This window comes from Pseudomonas sp. S1_G07 (assembly GCF_054668565.1).
In genome coordinates this window covers 3,395,305-3,412,483 of record NZ_CP162778.1, presented here as the reverse complement: position 1 = coordinate 3,412,483, position 17,179 = coordinate 3,395,305, and the positions used below count along the sequence as shown (strand labels likewise).

At 64.7% G+C, this 17,179-nt stretch carries 18 protein-coding genes; 6 read left to right on the top strand and 12 right to left on the bottom strand.

Features of this window, described 5'->3' with window-relative positions:
* Positions 1-119: 119 nt before the first annotated feature.
* The 8 genes from AB4O05_RS15820 to gspG all read right to left on the bottom strand — a co-directional run bounded on the left by AB4O05_RS15820 (position 120) and on the right by gspG (position 9,489).
* On the bottom strand, positions 120-1,301 hold the full coding sequence (locus tag AB4O05_RS15820; protein ID WP_460164745.1) for a substrate-binding domain-containing protein: 1,182 nt from the start codon (positions 1,299-1,301) through the stop codon (positions 120-122).
* Between the two features lie 359 nt (positions 1,302-1,660).
* Positions 1,661-2,872 (bottom strand): type II secretion system inner membrane protein GspF, encoded by a 1,212-nt coding sequence (gene gspF / locus AB4O05_RS15815; protein ID WP_460136689.1) that lies wholly within the window; start codon positions 2,870-2,872, stop codon positions 1,661-1,663.
* Positions 2,872-4,290, bottom strand: coding sequence for a type II secretion system ATPase GspE (gene gspE / locus AB4O05_RS15810; RefSeq protein WP_460136690.1), 1,419 nt, complete (start codon positions 4,288-4,290; stop codon positions 2,872-2,874). Before gspE ends, gspF begins: the two co-directional genes overlap by 1 nt.
* Positions 4,287-6,584, bottom strand: coding sequence for a type II secretion system secretin GspD (gene gspD, locus AB4O05_RS15805; protein ID WP_460136691.1), 2,298 nt, complete (start codon positions 6,582-6,584; stop codon positions 4,287-4,289). The genes gspE and gspD overlap by 4 nt, the downstream gene beginning before the upstream one ends.
* Positions 6,581-7,093 (bottom strand): type II secretion system protein GspM, encoded by a 513-nt coding sequence (gene gspM / locus AB4O05_RS15800; RefSeq protein WP_460136692.1) that lies wholly within the window; start codon positions 7,091-7,093, stop codon positions 6,581-6,583. Before gspM ends, gspD begins: the two co-directional genes overlap by 4 nt.
* A complete protein-coding gene (gspL, locus tag AB4O05_RS15795) occupies positions 7,086-8,156 on the bottom strand; it encodes a type II secretion system protein GspL (protein WP_460136693.1) in 1,071 nt (356 codons plus the stop codon). Before gspL ends, gspM begins: the two co-directional genes overlap by 8 nt.
* Positions 8,153-9,031 carry a type II secretion system minor pseudopilin GspK gene (gene gspK / locus AB4O05_RS15790; RefSeq protein ID WP_460136694.1) on the bottom strand — a complete coding sequence of 293 codons (879 nt, stop codon included), beginning with the start codon at positions 9,029-9,031 and terminating at the stop codon, positions 8,153-8,155. The genes gspL and gspK overlap by 4 nt, the downstream gene beginning before the upstream one ends.
* An 8-nt stretch (positions 9,032-9,039) precedes the next feature.
* Positions 9,040-9,489: a type II secretion system major pseudopilin GspG gene (gene gspG, locus AB4O05_RS15785; protein WP_460136695.1), complete on the bottom strand. Its 450-nt coding sequence runs from the start codon at positions 9,487-9,489 to the stop codon at positions 9,040-9,042.
* A gap of 148 nt (positions 9,490-9,637) precedes the next feature.
* On the opposite strand from gspG, the gene gspI reads away from it, so the two are divergent.
* Entirely contained in the window at positions 9,638-10,003 is a 366-nt protein-coding gene (gene gspI, locus AB4O05_RS15780; protein WP_460136696.1) for a type II secretion system minor pseudopilin GspI, read from the top strand.
* Here the strand turns inward: gspI and AB4O05_RS15775 are convergent.
* Positions 9,990-10,421 (bottom strand): type II secretion system protein N, encoded by a 432-nt coding sequence (locus AB4O05_RS15775; RefSeq protein ID WP_460136697.1) that lies wholly within the window; start codon positions 10,419-10,421, stop codon positions 9,990-9,992. The two genes, gspI and AB4O05_RS15775, sit on opposite strands and share 14 nt — an antisense overlap.
* 93 nt (positions 10,422-10,514) lie before the next feature.
* On the opposite strand from AB4O05_RS15775, the gene gspH reads away from it, so the two are divergent.
* Complete coding sequence (gene gspH, locus AB4O05_RS15770) at positions 10,515-10,967, top strand: type II secretion system minor pseudopilin GspH (protein ID WP_460136698.1); 453 nt, start codon at positions 10,515-10,517, stop codon at positions 10,965-10,967.
* Positions 10,964-11,557, top strand: coding sequence for a prepilin-type N-terminal cleavage/methylation domain-containing protein (locus AB4O05_RS15765; RefSeq protein ID WP_460136699.1), 594 nt, complete (start codon positions 10,964-10,966; stop codon positions 11,555-11,557). The genes gspH and AB4O05_RS15765 overlap by 4 nt, the downstream gene beginning before the upstream one ends.
* A gap of 491 nt (positions 11,558-12,048) precedes the next feature.
* Here AB4O05_RS15765 and AB4O05_RS15760 read toward each other — a convergent pair whose 3' ends face one another.
* Genes AB4O05_RS15760 through AB4O05_RS15750 form a run of 3 tightly spaced genes read right to left on the bottom strand, consistent with a single transcriptional unit; the run spans position 12,049 to position 14,199 of the window.
* Positions 12,049-12,975, bottom strand: coding sequence for a FecR family protein (locus tag AB4O05_RS15760; RefSeq protein WP_460136700.1), 927 nt, complete (start codon positions 12,973-12,975; stop codon positions 12,049-12,051).
* A 37-nt stretch (positions 12,976-13,012) separates the two neighbouring features.
* Positions 13,013-13,558 (bottom strand): RNA polymerase sigma factor, encoded by a 546-nt coding sequence (locus tag AB4O05_RS15755; RefSeq protein WP_460136701.1) that lies wholly within the window; start codon positions 13,556-13,558, stop codon positions 13,013-13,015.
* The gene (locus tag AB4O05_RS15750; RefSeq protein WP_460136702.1) at positions 13,555-14,199 is read right to left on the bottom strand and encodes a TonB family protein; all 645 of its coding nucleotides are present in this window, start codon (positions 14,197-14,199) and stop codon (positions 13,555-13,557) included. The genes AB4O05_RS15755 and AB4O05_RS15750 overlap by 4 nt, the downstream gene beginning before the upstream one ends.
* Positions 14,200-14,416: 217 nt before the next feature.
* On the opposite strand from AB4O05_RS15750, the gene AB4O05_RS15745 reads away from it, so the two are divergent.
* The 3 genes from AB4O05_RS15745 (at position 14,417) to AB4O05_RS15735 (ending at position 17,114) form a co-directional block, all read left to right on the top strand.
* The gene (locus tag AB4O05_RS15745) at positions 14,417-14,728 is read left to right on the top strand and encodes a hypothetical protein (RefSeq protein WP_460136703.1); all 312 of its coding nucleotides are present in this window, start codon (positions 14,417-14,419) and stop codon (positions 14,726-14,728) included.
* A 101-nt stretch (positions 14,729-14,829) separates the two neighbouring features.
* Positions 14,830-15,726: a VOC family protein gene (locus AB4O05_RS15740; RefSeq protein WP_460136704.1), complete on the top strand. Its 897-nt coding sequence runs from the start codon at positions 14,830-14,832 to the stop codon at positions 15,724-15,726.
* Positions 15,723-17,114, top strand: a complete 1,392-nt coding sequence (locus tag AB4O05_RS15735; protein WP_460136705.1) for an alginate export family protein — start codon at positions 15,723-15,725, stop codon at positions 17,112-17,114. Before AB4O05_RS15740 ends, AB4O05_RS15735 begins: the two co-directional genes overlap by 4 nt.
* Positions 17,115-17,179 lie beyond the last annotated feature (65 nt).

Genomic DNA, 17,179 nt, shown 5'->3' with positions numbered 1-17,179 from the left:
TGGCGAGGGGCAGGACTGAACTTCTGTCATGCAAAGTTCATAAAGGCCTGCTAACGCAAAAAAATCAGCAACGGCACAGGCCGTTGCTGATCGGTGTCGCGGGTCGTTGAAAGCCTGGGTTACAGCGGACGACCGATGGCGTTGCAGACGCTGGTGTTGCCGATGCCTTGAGCGCTGGAAGCGGTGGCGAAGGTGTCACGCACGGCTTTTTTCCAGTTCGATGGCAGCGGTACGAAGCGGTTGTTGTTGATGGCAGTGTCGTTGTTGATCAGGTTGCCGTAGTGGCGGTTGAAGAACGCCCGTACCTGAGTGGTCTGGGTGGCGTCGGCGTAGCACTGGCTGAAGATCAGGTTAGTGAAGCCCAGGATCGGGTAGCCGCTGGAAGGGTATGCGAAAGTGGCCGGGCCGCTGGCGGTGGCAGCGAATACTGGCACCCAGTTGTCCTGGTCGGTAGCGTCGATGAACGAACCATCGGCACGGGCTTCGGTTGGCGCAGGGATCTGGCCAATGGCGGTCGAAACGTTGGCAGGCGCAGGCGAAACACCGCCAACCTTGGCCACTTTGGTGGCGTCATCCAGACCGGCCAAAGTGGTCGCCGCGTAATCCGGGCTCATGTAGGTGATACGGCCATCGACTGCGTTCAGCGCGGTCATCACACCCTGGCTGCCGTTGGCGGCCACTGCGGTCGATGGCAAGCCACCGCCATAGCTCGAAGCGAAGGTGGTGGTCACGGCGAACGGTTGAGCCTCGGTGCATTTGGCGCTCAGGAAGCGGGTGAACAGCTCAGTGGTACCGCTGGACTCGCTGCGATACACCAGCGTGATCGGGCCGGTGCGGCCGGAATCGGTAATCTGGTCCCACGTGGTCAAGCGGCCGGAGAACACACCGCACAGTTGGTTCACGCTCAGATCAACCGCGTTGGTACCCGCCTTGTTGAACGGGATGGCAACCGATGTGGCCACCGAAGGTACCTGGATCAACTTGCCCCAGGTCGGTTGCTTGTTGGTTTTGTAAGCCAGCAGCTCGGCAGCCGACAGCTTGGAATCGCTACCTGCCCAGTGCACGTTCTTGTTCGTCACACCAGCGACGAACTTGGTGTAGTCGTTGTTCAGGAAGGCAGACTTGCCGTTGCCGCTGCCCACGCCGATGTAGGCGGCGAAGCCTGTGGTGAGGACGCCGGAGGTTTGATACAGCGGTTGTGGCAGGGTCGCACCACCGCCATTGATGTCAGCCATTGCAGCCTGGGCCGAGCACAGTGCAGCGAGGGTCATGGATACCGCGAGAACGTTGCGCTTAAACATGAAGAATCTCCTTTCGTCGTGTTTGTACGTTTGGGTAGAGGGCTCTTGCATGACGCCATGGCTTCGGTCCCAAGCCGAGTTCCGGGGGTGACCGGGGTGAGGCCATGGGTAAGTAATTTCGCAGCATCCGATGACAGCTAAAGGAAAAAACCTCGGGAGGAAACGCTTGATTTTTAAAAAGATTCTCGGGTGTTTCGGTCATCGTTTTGAGCGGTTTCGGCCCAGGTGACAGCGTGGTTTCAGCAGGGATGTGGTGCAGGCCGCATCCGCGGGTGGTGTATGACGAAATGAGGAACCCGAGGTTGGGGATGGCGGAATCGGGATCGCAGAGACATCACTGAACCAACACAGTGCCCACACTAAGTGACCAGTTGGTTGATCTCGATGATCGGCAACAGCACCGCCATCACGATCACCAGCACCACCGCGCCCATCACCACGATCATCAGCGGCTCCAGCAGCGCCGTCATGCCCATCGCCCGGCGTTCGATATCCCGCGACAGGGTCTGCGCCGCGCGTTCGAGCATCGGCGGCAACGAGCCGGTCTTTTCGCCGCTGGCGATCAGGTGGATCAGCACCGGCGGGAACACCTTTTCCATCGCCAGCGCCGGCGCCAGGTTGACCCCTTCGCGCACCTTGGCGGTGGCCTCCTGCACGCACTGGCTCAGGCGCTCATTGGACAAGGTTTGCCGCGCCGCCTCCAAGGCGCGCAACAGCGGCACACCCGCGCTGCCGAGAATCGCCAGGGTGGAGGCAAACCGCGCGGTGTTCAGGCCCAGCACAAAGCGCCCGATCAACGGCAGGCGCAGCACGCGGCTGTGCCAGGCCAACCGCGCGGCCGGGTTACGCAGGTACAGGCGCCAGCTCCAGAAACTGCCGACGATGCCGGCAAAACACAGCCAGCCCCAGGCGCGGATAAAGTCGCTGGCGTTGAGCATCGCCAGGGTCAGCCCCGGCAGGTCCTGGCGCGCCTGGGAAAACGCGCTGACTACCTGGGGCACCACGTAGCTCAAGAGGAAAATCACAATGCCGATGGACACCAGCCCCACCACGCCAGGGTAGATAAACGCGGTGAGGATCTTGCCACGCAGGTTGTTGCGCTCCTCGATGTAGTCGGCCAGGCGCTCCATCACCTGGGCCAGGTCACCGGACTCCTCCCCCGCCGCGATCAACGCGCGGTAGATCGACGGAAAATCCCGTGGCCGCGCGGCCAACGCCTCGGCCAGGCGCATGCCGCCACGTACATCGGCGCGCACGGCGGCGAGGGTCTGGGCGATGTGCTTTTTCTCGGCCTGCTCCACCGTGGCACTCAGCGCCGCTTCCAACGGCAGGCTCGCACCGAGCAGGCTCGCCAGCTGGCGCGTGGCCCAGGCCAGGTCATTGTCCGACAGCTTGGCGCTGAACAGCCTGCTGTCGGCCGCCCGCTGCTGCGTCCCTTCAACCTGGACCTGCAACGCCGTCAGGCCACGGCTGCGCAGCACGGCAAACGCCGCGCTCTGGCTGTCGGCCTCCAGGTGCCCGGCCTCGACCTTGCCGCTGGCATCGGCGGCTTCATAGCGATAGCGATTCATCAGGCGTCCCGTGTCACGCGCAGGATTTCTTCGGGCGCCGTGGCGCCGCTGCGCACCCAGCGCTCGCCGTCTTCACGCATGCTCAACATCCCCGCGCGGCGCGCGGCCAGGCGCAGCTCCTGCTCGCCGGCGCCCTGGTGGATCAGGCTGCGCACATCGTCATCGACGCAGAACAATTCATGAATACCGGTACGCCCGCTGTAGCCGATCTGGTTGCACTGCGCGCAGCCCACCGGGCGCCAGGTGCCGGGCGCGGCCGGGTCTTCCTGCTTGCAGTGCGGGCACAGGCGGCGCACCAACCGTTGCGCCAATACGCCCAACAACGACGAGGCCAACAGGAACGGTTCGACCCCCATGTCGACCAAGCGGTTGACCGCCGACACCGCGTCGTTGGTGTGCAGGGTGGCGAGCACCAGGTGGCCGGTGAGCGAGGCCTGCACAGCGATCTGCGCGGTCTCCAGGTCACGGATTTCGCCGATCATGATGATGTCCGGGTCCTGGCGCAGGATCGCCCGCAGCGCCAGGCCGAAGGTCATGTCGATCTTGGCGTTGACCTGAATCTGGCTGATGCCCGGCAGGTCGTACTCCACCGGGTCTTCCACGGTGAGGATATTGCTGGTACTTGCATCCAGCCGCGCCAGGGCGGCGTAGAGGCTGGTGGTCTTGCCGCTGCCGGTGGGCCCGGTGACCAGCACGATGCCGTGGGGCTGGCGAATCAGCGTGTCGAGGCGCGCCAGCAACTGTGGTTCCATGCCCAGGGTCTCCAGTTGCAGGCGCCCGGCCTGTTTGTCCAGCAAGCGCATCACCACCCGCTCGCCATGCCCGGTGGGCACCGTCGACACGCGAATATCAATCGGCCGCCCGGCCACGCGCAGCGCAATGCGCCCGTCCTGGGGCAGGCGTTTTTCGGCGATATCCAGCTGGGCCATGATCTTGATCCGCGACACCAGCGCGCCATGCAGCGCCTTGCGCGGCGACACCACGTCACGCAGGGTGCCGTCGACGCGGTAGCGCACCACGGAATGGGTTTCATAGGGCTCGATGTGGATGTCACTGGCCTCGTCCCGCGCGGCCTGGGTGAGCAAGGCGTTGATCATGCGAATCACCGGCGCGCCGTCCTGGGTGTCGAGCAGGTCGGTGATCTCGGGCATGTCCTGCATCAGGCGGTCGAGGTCCACCTCGTTTTCGGCGGCGCCCACCACGGCAGCGGCGCTGCCGGTGTCGGCATAGGCGCTGGCGAGCAGGCCGTCGAGTTCGTCGTCGCGCACCTGTTCTATCCGCGATTCGCCGAACTGGCGCTGGACTTCGCTGATGGACCAGCCGGGCGTCGAGGGGCAGACGGTGAGCAGCCGGCCCGCCTCGCCGGGGCGCAGAAGGATGCGCTGGGATTTGGCCCACGCGTAGGGCAGCAGGCTCATGGGGCCGGCACCGCGCGAATCACGGCCCTCGGCCCCTGCTGCCGAGCGCCCGGAATCGCCTTGTCCACCGACGGCAACTGCGGCGCCTGCACATCCGGCATCGCCCAGCTGTGCTCCGGCTGCAAGCCGCTTTGGGCCCGGCGCATGAACTCATAGCGGTTCAAGGTAATACTGCGTCCGGCACCACTGTCACGAATGATGTACGGCCGCAGGAACACCATCAGGTTGGTCTTGTTCACACTGCGTTTTTCATTGCGAAACAACGCACCCAGGCCTGGGATGTCCGAGAGCCAAGGCACTGCGTCATTGCTCTGGCTGTAGCCATCCTGCAGCAAGCCGCCAAGCACCATGATCTGCCCGTCATCCAGCAAAATGCTGGTATCGATCGCACGCTTGTTGGTCACCGTGCCCGCGGTCACCGAGGTGCGCGCATCCACGCTGCTGACCTCCTGGTAGATATCCAGCTTCACCGTACCGCCCTCGGAAATCTGCGGCCGTACGTTCAGCTTGAGCCCCACCTCCTCACGCTGCACGGTCTGGAACGGGTTGTTGCTGGTGCCGCCGCCACCGGTGACATAACTGCCGGTGACAAACGGAATGGTCTGCCCCACAAAAATACTCGCCGCTTCGTTGTCCAGGGTCAGCAGGTTCGGCGTAGACAGCACGTTGGTGCCGCCCCGGCTCTTGAGCGCGCGGGCCAGCACCTTGAGGTCGAGCACCTTGCCGATTCCCGGAATATCCACGGTGCCGTCGACCACCCCGATATTCAGGCCCTTGGGCAACACGTCGAGACTGGTCTTGCCGGTGGTGACGACGCCACTGCCGCCCAGGTTGACCCCGCCAAAACCGCCCTTGCCCCCGAGGTTGCCGGCCTGCCATTGCACACCGAACTCGGTGGCGTCGTCTTCGTTCACTTCGACGATCAGGCTTTCGATCACCACCTGGGCGCGGCGTTGGTCGAGCATATCGATCACTTCGCGCAGGTTGCGGTACAGCGGGTCCGGCGCAGAGATCAGCAAGGTGTTGGTGGTGGCATCGGCCTGGATAGTCACACCGCCGGCGCTGAACGCCGTGTCCTGGTCCTTGGACGGGCTATTGGTGCCCGTGGTCGCGGTGTTGCTTTGCCCATAGCCGGCCTGCACGCCGCTGCCGGTGGGTGTGCCGCTGCTGTTCTGCGCATTGCTGCCTTGGGGGGTGTTCTGGCCGCCGCCCATGGCACTGAGCTTGCTGCGCGCCTCGTCGCTCACGCCGGACTCGCTCTCTCCGGTCAACAACCCGCGCAGCGACTGGGCCAACTTGCCCGCCTGGGCATTGCGCAAATACACCACGTGCATATTGCTCGGGTTGCTCTGGGCATTGTCGAGTTTGTAGATCAGGTTGCGCGCCAGCTCGGTGCGTTCGGGGCTGCCGGAACGGATGATGATCGAGTTCGAGCGCGGGTCGCCGATCACGTTGATCTTCTGAGTCGGGTCGGCGCCCTGGTTTTCCAGGAGCTGGGACACCATCGCGGCAATGTCCACCGCAATGCCGTTCTGGATCTGCACCACGTCGGTGTCGATGGCGCTGGGGGTGTCGATGCCGCTGATGATCTGTGCAACGCGCGCCAGGTTCTCCGCGTAGTCGGTGATCACGATGCTGTTGTTGCCGGGGTAGGCGTTGATCGGGTTGTTCGGCGACACGATGGGGCGCAGCACCGGGATCAGGTTCACCGCGTTTTCGTATTGCAGGCGAAAGGTGCGGGTCTGCATGCCGCTGCTGCCGGCACTGTACATCGGCCCGCCGAGCAACTTCGCATCGGCCTCCGGCACCACCTGGGCCACACCGCCCACGTCCACCACGCTGAAGCCCTGCATGCGCAACGCCGCCAGCAGCATGTCGTAGGCCTGGTGCGCCGGCACCTGGCCTTCGCTGACCAGGGTCAGGTTGCCTTTGACACGCGGGTCCACCAGGAACTGCTGGCCGGTGGCACGGGACAGCGCGCGCACCACCGCCTGAATATCGGCGTCGACAAAATTCAGCTGCACGGGCTGATCGCCCAGCGGGTTGCGCGCCTTGACCGTCGTCGGGGCCTGGCCGCTGGCGCCGTGGGTCACCCGATGTTGTACGGCAGGCTTGGGCAAGGGTTCGCGCTGGCGGTCCAGCACGGTTTCGCCGCTGCGGCGGGTGTCCGCCAACGGCTGGCCGAGTTCACTGTCCACCAACAACGGCTTGGCGGACTCCTGGTTGCTGCACGCACCGAGGGCCAGCAACAGCAGCGGCGCGACGATGCGAAAAGGCGGGACTGACCACTTCATGAAGCTTCCTTAGCGCCAAGCGCCTGATCCATGCGAACGGTCCCGGACACAGTACCGGCCGAGGTGTCGACGGCATCCGGGGCACGTTGCAAACGCGCCTCGGACACCTCCAGAGAAAACGAACGGGGATTGCCCAGCAACCACCCCACCACCGCGTCGGCCGGGGCGTTATCGAAGCTCAGGCGCCAGGCGCCGGACTCCAGCGCCTGCAACTGGTAGTGCCCTTGCAGGCCGGCGCTGTCCAGGGCCTGGCGCAATGCGTTGTCGTCCGCCACCCGAGGCGCCGCGACGTCCTGCAACAGCACCTGCAAGGCGGCGGCCTGGGCGCGCAATTTGGGGGTTTCGGCCTGCCAGTAGTCGATCTTTTTCAGCGCAGGCTGGACCAGCACCAGCCAGGTCAACAGGCTCGCCAGCACCAGCCCGGCGCCGGCCAGCATGCGTTTTTCACGCAGGGCCAGGCCGTTCCAGAACACATGGGCCTGGCCGCGCAGGCGGCGCCATTTATTCATCGCTGGCCCCTGGGTCTTGCGCGACCGGCGCCGGGGCAATGCTCCAACCGTGATCGTCCCGCGTGGCGGCAAAACCGGCCTGGGCCAATGCGGCTTGCCAATCACCCTCGGCGGCCGGGCTGCGGCTGTCGGCCAGCAATTGCAGGTGCAAGCGCCCTTGCTCGAAGGTCAGGCGGTCGACATTGCCCACCATAAAGGGCAAGTGGCTGCCCGCCAGTTGCAGCAGGCTGGGAAAGCGCTGGCCAGGGTCGGCGGCCGCACCGCTCTGGCGCGCGGCCAACTGTTGGCGGGCCTGTTGCAACGGGTTGAGCACCACCGGCAATTCGGGAAACGCCTGGCGCACCTGCTGGCTCATCAACGTCTTGAGCCGCTGGCCTTCGTTCACCTGCCGGGCGGCGTAGAGGTTCAGACCCAGGGTCCAGATAACCGTGGCCAGCGCGGCGCACGCCAGCGCCCTGCCCCAGCCACCGCTGGACGGTTGACTGAGGCGAGCGTGCAAGCCCCAGGCGGGTACGGCGCCGGCCCAGCGCTGCGACGCGTCCACCAGCGGCACCTCCAGCGCCTGCACCCCCAACGGATGCACGCTTCCTTGTTGCAGGCTGTCGCGCGTCAACCAATAGCCGTCGTCCAACGCCGCAGCCCCGACCGGCAAGGCATAGGGCGCCGGGTACAGGCCACGCAGCTTGAATTTCGTCTGCGCCAGGACCTGGCCGAGCCGTTCCAGCCCGGCCTTGGCCACCCAGCCCACTTGCACGCGCCCATCGCTTTCGCGCGGGCCATGGGCCACGTGCATCTGTTCCACCGGGCCGAGGATCAGCGCCTGCGCGGCACAGGCCACCGCCGCAACGGTTTTCGCAGCGGGCAATGGCGGCAGTTCCAGGCTGGTCAGCAGGCTGTCGCGGGGGTGCAGAAAGCAGTCCACGGCCTGACGGGTCTTACCCAGCCCGGCCAGGCTTTCCTGACCGTGGGACACCACCGCGCCACGCTCCAGCCAGGCATATGTCACCCGGCTGTCCACGCTCAACTCAGCCAGCGGCGGCAAGGCAATGCGCAAGCGTTTCATACGCCCACCCGCGACCAGATCACCTGCGGCCGACGGTTTTCCGGGCGATGCAGGAGCGCGTCGAGGGTCACCCGGCGCTGGTCCTGCCGCGCCTGGCCTTGCAGGCGAAACCACTCGCTGGTGATGCCCACCTGCACCGACTCCACCGCCACCTGAGGCAAACGCAGGCGGTTGACGAAGTCGCCACGGTTGATAAACCAGTGCCCGCCGTCACGCTCGGCCACCAGGGCCTGGGCCTGGGCCAGGCTCAACGCCGGCACCACGGCGCTGAGCACTTCGGCGCGGGCGGTGTTGCCATTGACCCAGGTACTGCCGGGCAGCACGCTGATATATGCCTGCATGCGCTGCAACAGCAGCGGGTCGAGGCCTTCGATACCGCTCAGTTCATCGAGGCTGCGCAGCATCGGGTATTTGGCGGGCGTATCGAGCTGGTCATAGGAGGCGATAACGCGCTGGCTGATGCGCCGGCTCACCGCCGGGTCGACCCCGATCATCCGGCACAGGCGCTCGAAACTCTGCAACTGCTCGACGTCCACCTGCTGACGGTTGACCAGGTTGCGCAGGTTGAACTTGCCCTGTTCGTCCTCGATCCGACCGTCGAACGCACCGCCCTGGGCGCGGGCCCAGGGCTGGTCGAGGCGCGTCAACACGTCCTTCTGGCGCGCTTCCCAGAGCATCTGCCGGCTGCGCTCCAGGCTACCCTGCAACAGCCACTGGCCTTGCACGCGCAGTTGTTCGGCCTCCAGGCTGCGGGTGAACACGGTCTGGCGGCTCAGCATGGCGCCGGCAATCACCGCCACCACCGCAGCGATCAGCAACGCGCTGATAATCGCCATGCCGCGCTGCTTCGCCGCTGGGGGCGAATACCGTTTCATGGCGCGCCTTACAACTGCCAGGAGCCAATATCGGCATTCACGCCATCGCCATCCGGTTGGCCGTCGGCGCCCAGTGAAAACACATCGACCTCACCGTTGGCGCCTGGGTTGAGGTAGTGGTAAGGGTGGCCCCAGGGGTCGTTGGGCAGGCGGTCGAGGTAGGCGCGCCAGTTGCTGTTCTTGGCATCCGCCGGGCGCTCCACCAGTACTTTCAAACCCTGGTTCATGTTCGGGTAAGTACCGTGGTCGAGGCGGTAGAGTTTCAGCGCCTGCATCAAGCCGCCGATGTCCTGTTTGGCCGCCGTGGCCCGCGCCTGGTCCGGCCGGTCGAGAACCTTGGGCACCACCATCGCCGCCAGGATCCCGAGGATAACCACCACCACCATGATCTCGATCAGGGTGAAACCACGCTGGCCGCGAGGGCCTGGCAATGGGGACGTTAGGCGCGCGATATCCATCTCGACAATCCTTGGGTTGAGTGCATTTCGTGGCGCAGTGTTGCAAGAACACATGTCAGTCGTATTGAAAATCCTCGGGAGGTTCGGTCGCCAATCGGTCAACTGCCGGCGCTAGTCTGCGGGCTTGTTTCCCGGCGTTGAGCAGACCATGTACGGCCGTCGTAACGAGCAAGGTTTTACCCTGATCGAAGTGCTGGTGGCGCTGGCGATCATTGCCGTGGCCATGGCCGCCGCCGTGCGCGTGGCCGGGTTGATGACCCAGAGCAACGGCCTGCTGCGCGACAAAGCGATGGCGTTGCTGGCGGCCCAGAGTCAGCTGGCGCAAATGCGTCTGGAGGGCCACTTGCGCAGCGGCAAAAAGACCTTCACGTGTGATCAAGGGCGCTTGAAGCTGCGTTGCGAGCAAACCGTCAGCGCCGACGGCCCGCTGTTTCAGGTGTCGGTGCAGGTGCTGGACGCCAGCCGCGAGGCGCCGCCCCTGGCGCGCCTGGCCACTCAGGTCATGGCCGAGTGAGACGCGGCAATGCAGGGGCCTGCGGCAGCTTGTCGAGGTTGACGCGGTGCTTTTCGCCGCCGCGTTCAATCTCCACGCCGTCGCCTTCGATAGCGGTCAGGCGCACGCCAGGGCTAAGGCGTTCACCCAATAGAAAGCTGCGCGGCGGGCCGTCGTTGAGGCTGAGGATCGCCACCGCGCCGCGCGCGCCGGCCAGCACACCGGTCACCTTGACCTGCAACGCCGTCGGCGTATTGGCAAACCATTGCAGCGCCGGGTTATCGCTGCGCGCCGCCACGGCCTGTGGGACGGCTTGGGGGGTGTGGGACTCGGCGGAGGTGAGCAGCAGGGGCGTCCACACCCCCACGCCGGCCAAGGCCACCAATAACGCCACCAGTTGCACGCCGTGGGCGAGTGAAAAACGATGGATGAATGCCATGAGCAGGACCTCCTGTTTGTCCGTTGCATCAGCCTACCGCTCAATTCGCACGTTTTTATTTCACAACCTCACCAGTTCAACGGGTAACCCTCGATGAAACAGCAAGGCTTCACCCTGATCGAGCTGATGGTGGTGCTGGTGATCATCGGCATCGCCAGCGCCGCCATCAGCCTGACCATCAAGCCCGACCCGCTGCACCTGCTGCGCAAGGATGCCGAACGCCTCAGCCAATTGCTCCAAGTGGCCCAGGCCGAAGCCCGCGCCGACGGCCGCCCGATTACCTGGCGCGCCGACGCCAAGGGTTTTCGTTTCAACCGTCGCCGCGACGACGGGGCGGGTATCGAAGCGTTCCAGGGCGACGCCCAACTGCGCCCGCGCTTATGGGAGAGCACGCCAATGCAAATCAGCATCGAACCCCGGCAGACGCTGGTGCTCGACGCCGAATGGATCAACCCACCCGTGCGCGTGGAGCTGTCGGACGGGCAACACCGCCTCAGCCTGCAACGCGACGCAGCAGGCCTGATGCGCGTGGTGAGCCAGCCATGAACCCATCCCAGCAAGGCTTCACCCTGATCGAAGTGATGGTGGCGATCATGCTGATGGCCGTGGTCTGCCTGATCGCCTGGCGCGGTCTCGACAGCGTGACTCGGGCAGATCAGCACCTGCAGGCGAGTACCGAACAGAGCGAAATGCTGTTGCGCGCCCTGAACCAGATGCAACGCGACATCAGCCTGCGCGCCAGCGTCGAACTGAGCGTGCCGAAAGACGACGTCGCAGGGCTCGCCGCCGTAACGGTCCGCAGTTCGGATAACAACGGGTTTCGGCTGGATGTGATTCGCAGCGCACCGGTCGCCGGGGATGGCCTGCAACGGGTGCGCTGGTGGCTCAAGGGCGACAGCCTGTATCGCGCCGCGGCACCCGCGAGGAACCGCTTTCCGTTACCCGCGGCGAAGGACGGGGTAGCAGTGTTGACCGGCGTCAGTGAGGTGCGGCTGCGGGTATGGGACGCAGACAAGGGCTGGCGGCAGTTGAGCGGAAACCGGCGCGAGGACCCACTGGGGCTGGAGATCAGCCTGGTACGGCAGACCCCGCAGGGGGTGGAGCAATATCGCCAGGTGGTGGGACCATTGAAGTAACACACCCCCCTGTAGAAGCTGGCTTACCTGCGATGGCGATAAGTATCTACACCACTTTGTAGCAGCCAACGCTAACCACGATGCGAAGCGAGCCGCTCTTGATCTTGATCTTGCTTTTGATCTTGATCTTGATCTCAGGCGCCCCGTCAAACCACGCTGGCCGTAATCCGATATTGATTTGGGGGGGTAAACCGGCAGGGATGCCGGTTTAGCCGCCCCGCGCCATGGATGGCGCGTGGCGGCGGCCCCCCAAATCAATGTCGGATTACGGGCACACCGAGCCTGGGCGAGGTGCCGAGTGGTGGGGCGAAGCGTTTTTGGTTACTTTTGGCGCTCTTCCAAAAGTGACCCGCTGTAAGAGCGGAACCAATAGCCGCCGTTACCGCAGTAACGGATATGTACCCGGTCTGATCTAACAAAATACTCGCCTGACACACCGCCATCGCAGGCAAGCCAGCGCCCACAGAAAACCGCTCCGGTCAGTCTCGGGGTCAGCTCAGCAGCACCACGCCACCGGGCAACTCCGTACACTTGGCCCCATACGCATCCCGAATCAACAACGCCACCCCCGCCAGCTGCTGCAGACTGAACCGCGCCTGTACCCGGCGCTGGCCCAGCTCCTTGTTGAGCAGCACCAGCATCCCCGGCCGGTAGCGGTTGATCTCATCCACCACCGTCGCCAGCGTCGCGTTGTTGAAGACCAGCACTTGTTCACGCCAGGCCACCACCGCCTGCGTATCCACGGTGGTTACTTCAGTCACCCCGGCCGCGCCATAACTCAGTTGGCGGCCACTGCCCAGGCTGATGCTGTTGCCGGCAACGTCCACCGACAGCGAGCCGTCGATACAGGTGACGCAGACCGTCTGATCGGTATGACGCACATTGAACCGCGCTTGCGCCGCACTCACCCAGCCCTCACCGGCCTGGACCTTGAGCGGCCGCGCGAGGTGGGCGACCACCTCCACTTCACCTTCGAGCAATTCAATCCCCTGCCCCACGCGGCTGATGCGCGTCTGCGTATTGAGCTCTAGGCTCACGCCGTCGCTCAACAGCACCTGGCGCTGCTCGCCGACCTCCGTGCGATAGTCCGCCGTCAGCCCCGCGAAGCCACCGGGCACGCCGACGCGCACCATCACCACGGCCGCCGAGGCGGCAAGCGCTGCGCCAAGAAACGCACGCCGGCCAAAGTGATGCGGGCGCTGCGCCTGCTCGACCGCCGCGCCCATGTGTTGCCACAGCGCCTTGGCCTGTTCGAATGCCTGGGCATGCTCCGGGCTCTGGGCGCACCAGGCTTTGAGCGCTTTGGCATCGGCCACGGTGGCGCGGCCCGAGGTCAGCAACACCAGCCAGTCGCGGGCTTCATCGTGCAGGGGGCTGGCGGTGGATTGCCGGGCGGTGGAGAGGCTAAAGATATTCAAGCGCACACATACTCACGGATTTATCAGGGACTCAACACTAAGACGGTTTTCCGGCCCCGGGACCGAACCGCTGAATCACTTTTCTTTCAAGGCGCTTGGCGCAGTGGCCCAGGGCAGCCTTGATTTCCTTCTCGACCATGCGCGTGGAAATGCCGAAACGCTGGGAGATTTCCAGGTGCGGCGCCTCTTCCAGGCGCGCGGCGATGAGGATCTTGCGCCGGCGTGCCGGCAGTTCGTAGAGGGCCTTGACCAGGGATTGGATGTCTTTCTGGCCGCCCACCACCCGCGACGGGTCCTGGGCCTCGTCGGCACTTTGCAGCAACTCTTCGACCTCGCTGCCAGTGAGCAAACGGGCGTCGGCCTGGCGGCGATCGGCGGCGATGTTCAGGGCCATGCGGTACAGGTAGGCGTTGGGCTGCGCCAGGTTCGGCGGCACGTCCATGCGATCGACGCGCAGGTAGGTTTCGTGCAGGACGTCGTTGGCCAGGTCCTCCGAGCCCAGGCGCTTGCGCAAACGCACCTTGAAGTCTTCGTAGGAGGCCAGGAACAAGCTGACCATCGTGCTCCGCCCGGTATTTTTCATCCCTCCGAGGCTCCCTTTACGGCTGTGCAGTCCATGCGTGTTCCTGCTGTGTCAGGCATCAAAAGTAAAGTCAGCGGTTGGCGCAGCGAGCTCGGCGCGGGGCGTTCCACCCGCGCCGTTGCCAGGCTGCGCACCAGTGCTTCATCGCGTTGTTCATCACCGGTGGAACTGACCAGCCGGCTGTGTTCGACCCGCCCTTGCGGGTTGACCCACACCTGCACCAGCGCCCGGAAACTGCCGGGGCGGGTCAGCGGCGAGCGGCACAGGCTGGTCTCGATGGCCTGCTGCAAGGCCGTGGCGTAGCTGTTGTTGATCCGTGCTGCCTGTCGCGACGCTGCGCCCCGGGTTGCAGGCGGTGGGTTGACCTCGGGCAACTGCAAGGTGAACGCGTCACTGCGTGCATAACGCGCCATCAGGCCACTCCCCGTCAGCAACATCGCCAGAGCCTCCTGCGCCGTAAAACGTCCGCGCACACTGATGGAACGCCGGCCCCGCGTGAGGTCGCGGTCGACCAGCACCGCCATGCCGGTGGCGCGGCTGTAGGCTTGCAGTGCATGTTCCAGGTCTTGCGCCGGCAGGTTCAACGACAGTACCGGTGACTCAGCCCGCGCGGTGCGAACGCCGGCCAGCAGCAACAGCAAGACCAGGACGCATACGCCGCGCCTCCAGCCTCTCTGTTCACCTGCTGCTTTGCCTCGCTGCACGGCCGACGCGCCCTAGAAAACCGTCATCCTGAGGCCAATTTATGAACCTGATGTTACGGTGATAGCAAAAAAAACATCACGGTGACGGGAGACCCGCTGCACTACACTTTCAAGCCTTAACGGCCACTCCTTTCCGGCCTGCCAGGAGACCCTGATGAAACTGCTCCCGACCCTCGCCAGCCTGTTGCTGTGCAGCGCCCTGCCCTTGCTCGCCCACGCCGAAAAAGCGCCCGGCGGTTGCACCGAGGTCACGGTGGATGGCTACAAAGCGCCCAACTATGGCTGCCTGGGCCAACAAATGGGCAACGACACGAATGCGGCCAAGGCAGCGAAGAAAAACCGCGAAGCCCAGAATCTTTCCGTCGAGAAGCGCCAGCCCAATGCCGTGGGTTTATCCACCCCGGCGGCCACGGGTGTGCGCATGGGCAATACGTTCGGGACGTCGGTCAAACCACAACGCCCTTGAGCAAACGCTCTGAATCGTTCAACCAAGCACGTGCGTACAATTCCCACCGGCGCCCTGCCCCTAACCTCACGGCTTTCCCGTAGAAGCGTTGGAGAGTGGGCATGCGTAGTAAAGCATTCAAGGTATCCGTGGCATTGACGCTGCTGGCGAGCGCAATGATGGGCAATGCCTTCGCGGCAACCCCGAGCGTGGCCGTAGCGCCGCAATATGACACCAGCCATGTGTATGTCGCCCCGGCGGATGTAGACCGTTTCGCCCAAAGCTTCCTCGCCACCTTTGGCGGCAAGAGCACGGCCCAGGTGGTGGTGAATGTGCTGCCGGTGCCGAGCAGCACCACCTCGCAACTGTTGCAGACACCGGCGGGCACGGTGTCGCTGTTCGGCTTCACCACGCCCATCCCGCACCCGTTTGGTCAGGAACGCAATGGCTACCTGGTCAAGGATCTGGACGTCGCGCTCAAAGCCGCCCGCGAAAACGGCGCCGCCGTGATCGTCAGCGACTTCCCCGACCCCATCGGGCGTGATGCCGTGGTGCAATGGCCGGGCGGCGTGAACATGCAGCTCTACTGGCACACCAAGACCCCGGACTATGCAGCCTTCCAGACCGTGCCGGAAAACCGCGTGTACCTCAGCGCCGAGCGGGCCGACGCCTTTATCAAAGCGTTCGTGGGCTTCTCCCACGGCAAGGTGCTGGGCGACAACAAGCACGCGCCGGGCATCGATGTGGGCCAGGCCAATGGCACCTACCGGCGTGTCGACATCGAGTCGCCGTTCGGGCGCATGGCGGTACTGGTCACCAACGGCCACCTGCCCTACCCGTTCGGCCACGAAACCACCGGCTACCAGGTGGCCGACCTGAGCGCCACGCTGGGCAAAGCCACCGGCTCCGGCGCCAAGGTGGTGGTACCGGCATTCGACAGCAAGGGTCGTCGCAGCGCGCTGGTTGAGTTCCCGGGCGGGTATGTGGCGGAAATTCACCAACTCAACGCCGCAAAATGATTCGCCGCACAGGCTGGAGCCTGGCCGTGCTGTGGCCGCTGCTCGCCGGCAGCGTCCACGCCGACGAGCAAGCGACACGGCCGGTGATCAAGGCCAATCGCTGGCAGGAGGACTGGTCCGTCTTGCAGAACCCGGCGCTGCGCACGCAAGCGCTGGACAACCTCAAGTACATCCCGTTGTCAGGCGCCAACCCGTACACCTACCTGTCGCTCGGGGCGACCTTGCGTGAGCGTTTCGAGATGAACGACGCCAGTGGCTTCGGCGTGAAGAACGTGAAGCGTGATCGCTACCTGATCCAGCGTTTCCAGGTACACGCCGACCTGCATTTGAATGAACACTGGCGGGTGTTTACCCAGCTGGAAGATGTGCGGGCGTACGACAAGACCACCATCGGCGGCGCCGACCAGAACCGCGTCGACCTGCGCCTGGCGTTTGCCGAGTACGTCAATACTTTCGACAGCGGCACGTTCAAGGCACGGGTCGGGCGCCAGGACTTCGCCTTCGACCTGCAGCGCTTCATTTCTTCGCGCGACGGCCCGAATGTGCGGCAGTCGTTCGATGCGCTGTGGGCTGACTGGGAGACCACGAACTGGCGCTTTATCGGCATCGCCAGCCAGCCGGTGCAGTACCAGGACGGCAGGCACTTCGACGACAAGTCCAACAGCGACGCGCGTTTTCACATGGTGCGCGTCGAGCGCCTGGTGGCTGGCAAGAACGAGCTGTCGGCCTACTACGGCGTGTATGAACGCAGCGCCGCGCATTACCTGGATGCCGACGGCGACGAGACCCGCCAGCTGTTCGACGCGCGCCTGGGCGGCGCGGCCATGGGGTTTGACTGGGACATCGAAGCCATGCTGCAAAGCGGCTCGGTCGGCCACAAGGACATTCGCGCCTGGGCCGGCGGCGGCCGCACCGGCTACACCTTCGACAGCCTGGCCTGGAAGCCGCGCATCGGCCTGCAACTGGATATCGCCTCCGGTGACCGCAAGACCGGTGACGGCACCCTCGGCACGTTCAACCCACTGTTCCCCAATGGCTACTACTTCTCCCTGGCGGGCTATACCGGCTACAGCAACCTGATCCACGTCAAGCCATCGATCACCGTCAAGCCCATCGCCAAGCTCAGCGTGCAAACCGCGATCGGCCTGCTGTGGCGCCAGACCACCGAAGACGCGGTGTACACCCAGCCCAACCTGCCGGTGGCCGGCACCGCAGGCCAAGGTGAGCGTTGGACCGGCGCCTACGCGCAACTGCGCACCGACTATGGCTTCACCCCCAACCTCACGGGCGCGGTCGAGGCGGTGCACTATGCTGTGGGTCAAACCCTGCGTGATGCCGGCGGCGCAGACAGCAACTACCTGGGCGTCGAACTCAAGTTCAGTTGGTAGGCCCAAGCAAGCACACCCGTACAATCTGCAACACTGATTAAAAGCAATAGTGATCCCGCATTTTA

Coding starts and splice junctions, on each gene's coding strand:
- AB4O05_RS15775 (WP_460136697.1), bottom strand. CDS start 10,421: ATGGCATTCATCCATCGTTTTTCACTCGCCCACGGCGTGCAACTGGTG.
- gspE (WP_460136690.1), bottom strand. CDS start 4,290: ATGAGCCTGCTGCCCTACGCGTGGGCCAAATCCCAGCGCATCCTTCTG.
- AB4O05_RS15765 (WP_460136699.1), top strand. CDS start 10,964: ATGAACCCATCCCAGCAAGGCTTCACCCTGATCGAAGTGATGGTGGCG.
- AB4O05_RS15735 (WP_460136705.1), top strand. CDS start 15,723: ATGATTCGCCGCACAGGCTGGAGCCTGGCCGTGCTGTGGCCGCTGCTC.
- AB4O05_RS15755 (WP_460136701.1), bottom strand. CDS start 13,558: ATGAAAAATACCGGGCGGAGCACGATGGTCAGCTTGTTCCTGGCCTCC.
- gspG (WP_460136695.1), bottom strand. CDS start 9,489: ATGGATATCGCGCGCCTAACGTCCCCATTGCCAGGCCCTCGCGGCCAG.
- AB4O05_RS15820 (WP_460164745.1), bottom strand. CDS start 1,301: ATGTTTAAGCGCAACGTTCTCGCGGTATCCATGACCCTCGCTGCACTG.
- gspF (WP_460136689.1), bottom strand. CDS start 2,872: ATGAATCGCTATCGCTATGAAGCCGCCGATGCCAGCGGCAAGGTCGAG.
- gspK (WP_460136694.1), bottom strand. CDS start 9,031: ATGAAACGGTATTCGCCCCCAGCGGCGAAGCAGCGCGGCATGGCGATT.
- gspH (WP_460136698.1), top strand. CDS start 10,515: ATGAAACAGCAAGGCTTCACCCTGATCGAGCTGATGGTGGTGCTGGTG.
- AB4O05_RS15740 (WP_460136704.1), top strand. CDS start 14,830: ATGCGTAGTAAAGCATTCAAGGTATCCGTGGCATTGACGCTGCTGGCG.
- gspI (WP_460136696.1), top strand. CDS start 9,638: ATGTACGGCCGTCGTAACGAGCAAGGTTTTACCCTGATCGAAGTGCTG.
- gspL (WP_460136693.1), bottom strand. CDS start 8,156: ATGAAACGCTTGCGCATTGCCTTGCCGCCGCTGGCTGAGTTGAGCGTG.
- gspM (WP_460136692.1), bottom strand. CDS start 7,093: ATGAATAAATGGCGCCGCCTGCGCGGCCAGGCCCATGTGTTCTGGAAC.
- AB4O05_RS15745 (WP_460136703.1), top strand. CDS start 14,417: ATGAAACTGCTCCCGACCCTCGCCAGCCTGTTGCTGTGCAGCGCCCTG.
- gspD (WP_460136691.1), bottom strand. CDS start 6,584: ATGAAGTGGTCAGTCCCGCCTTTTCGCATCGTCGCGCCGCTGCTGTTG.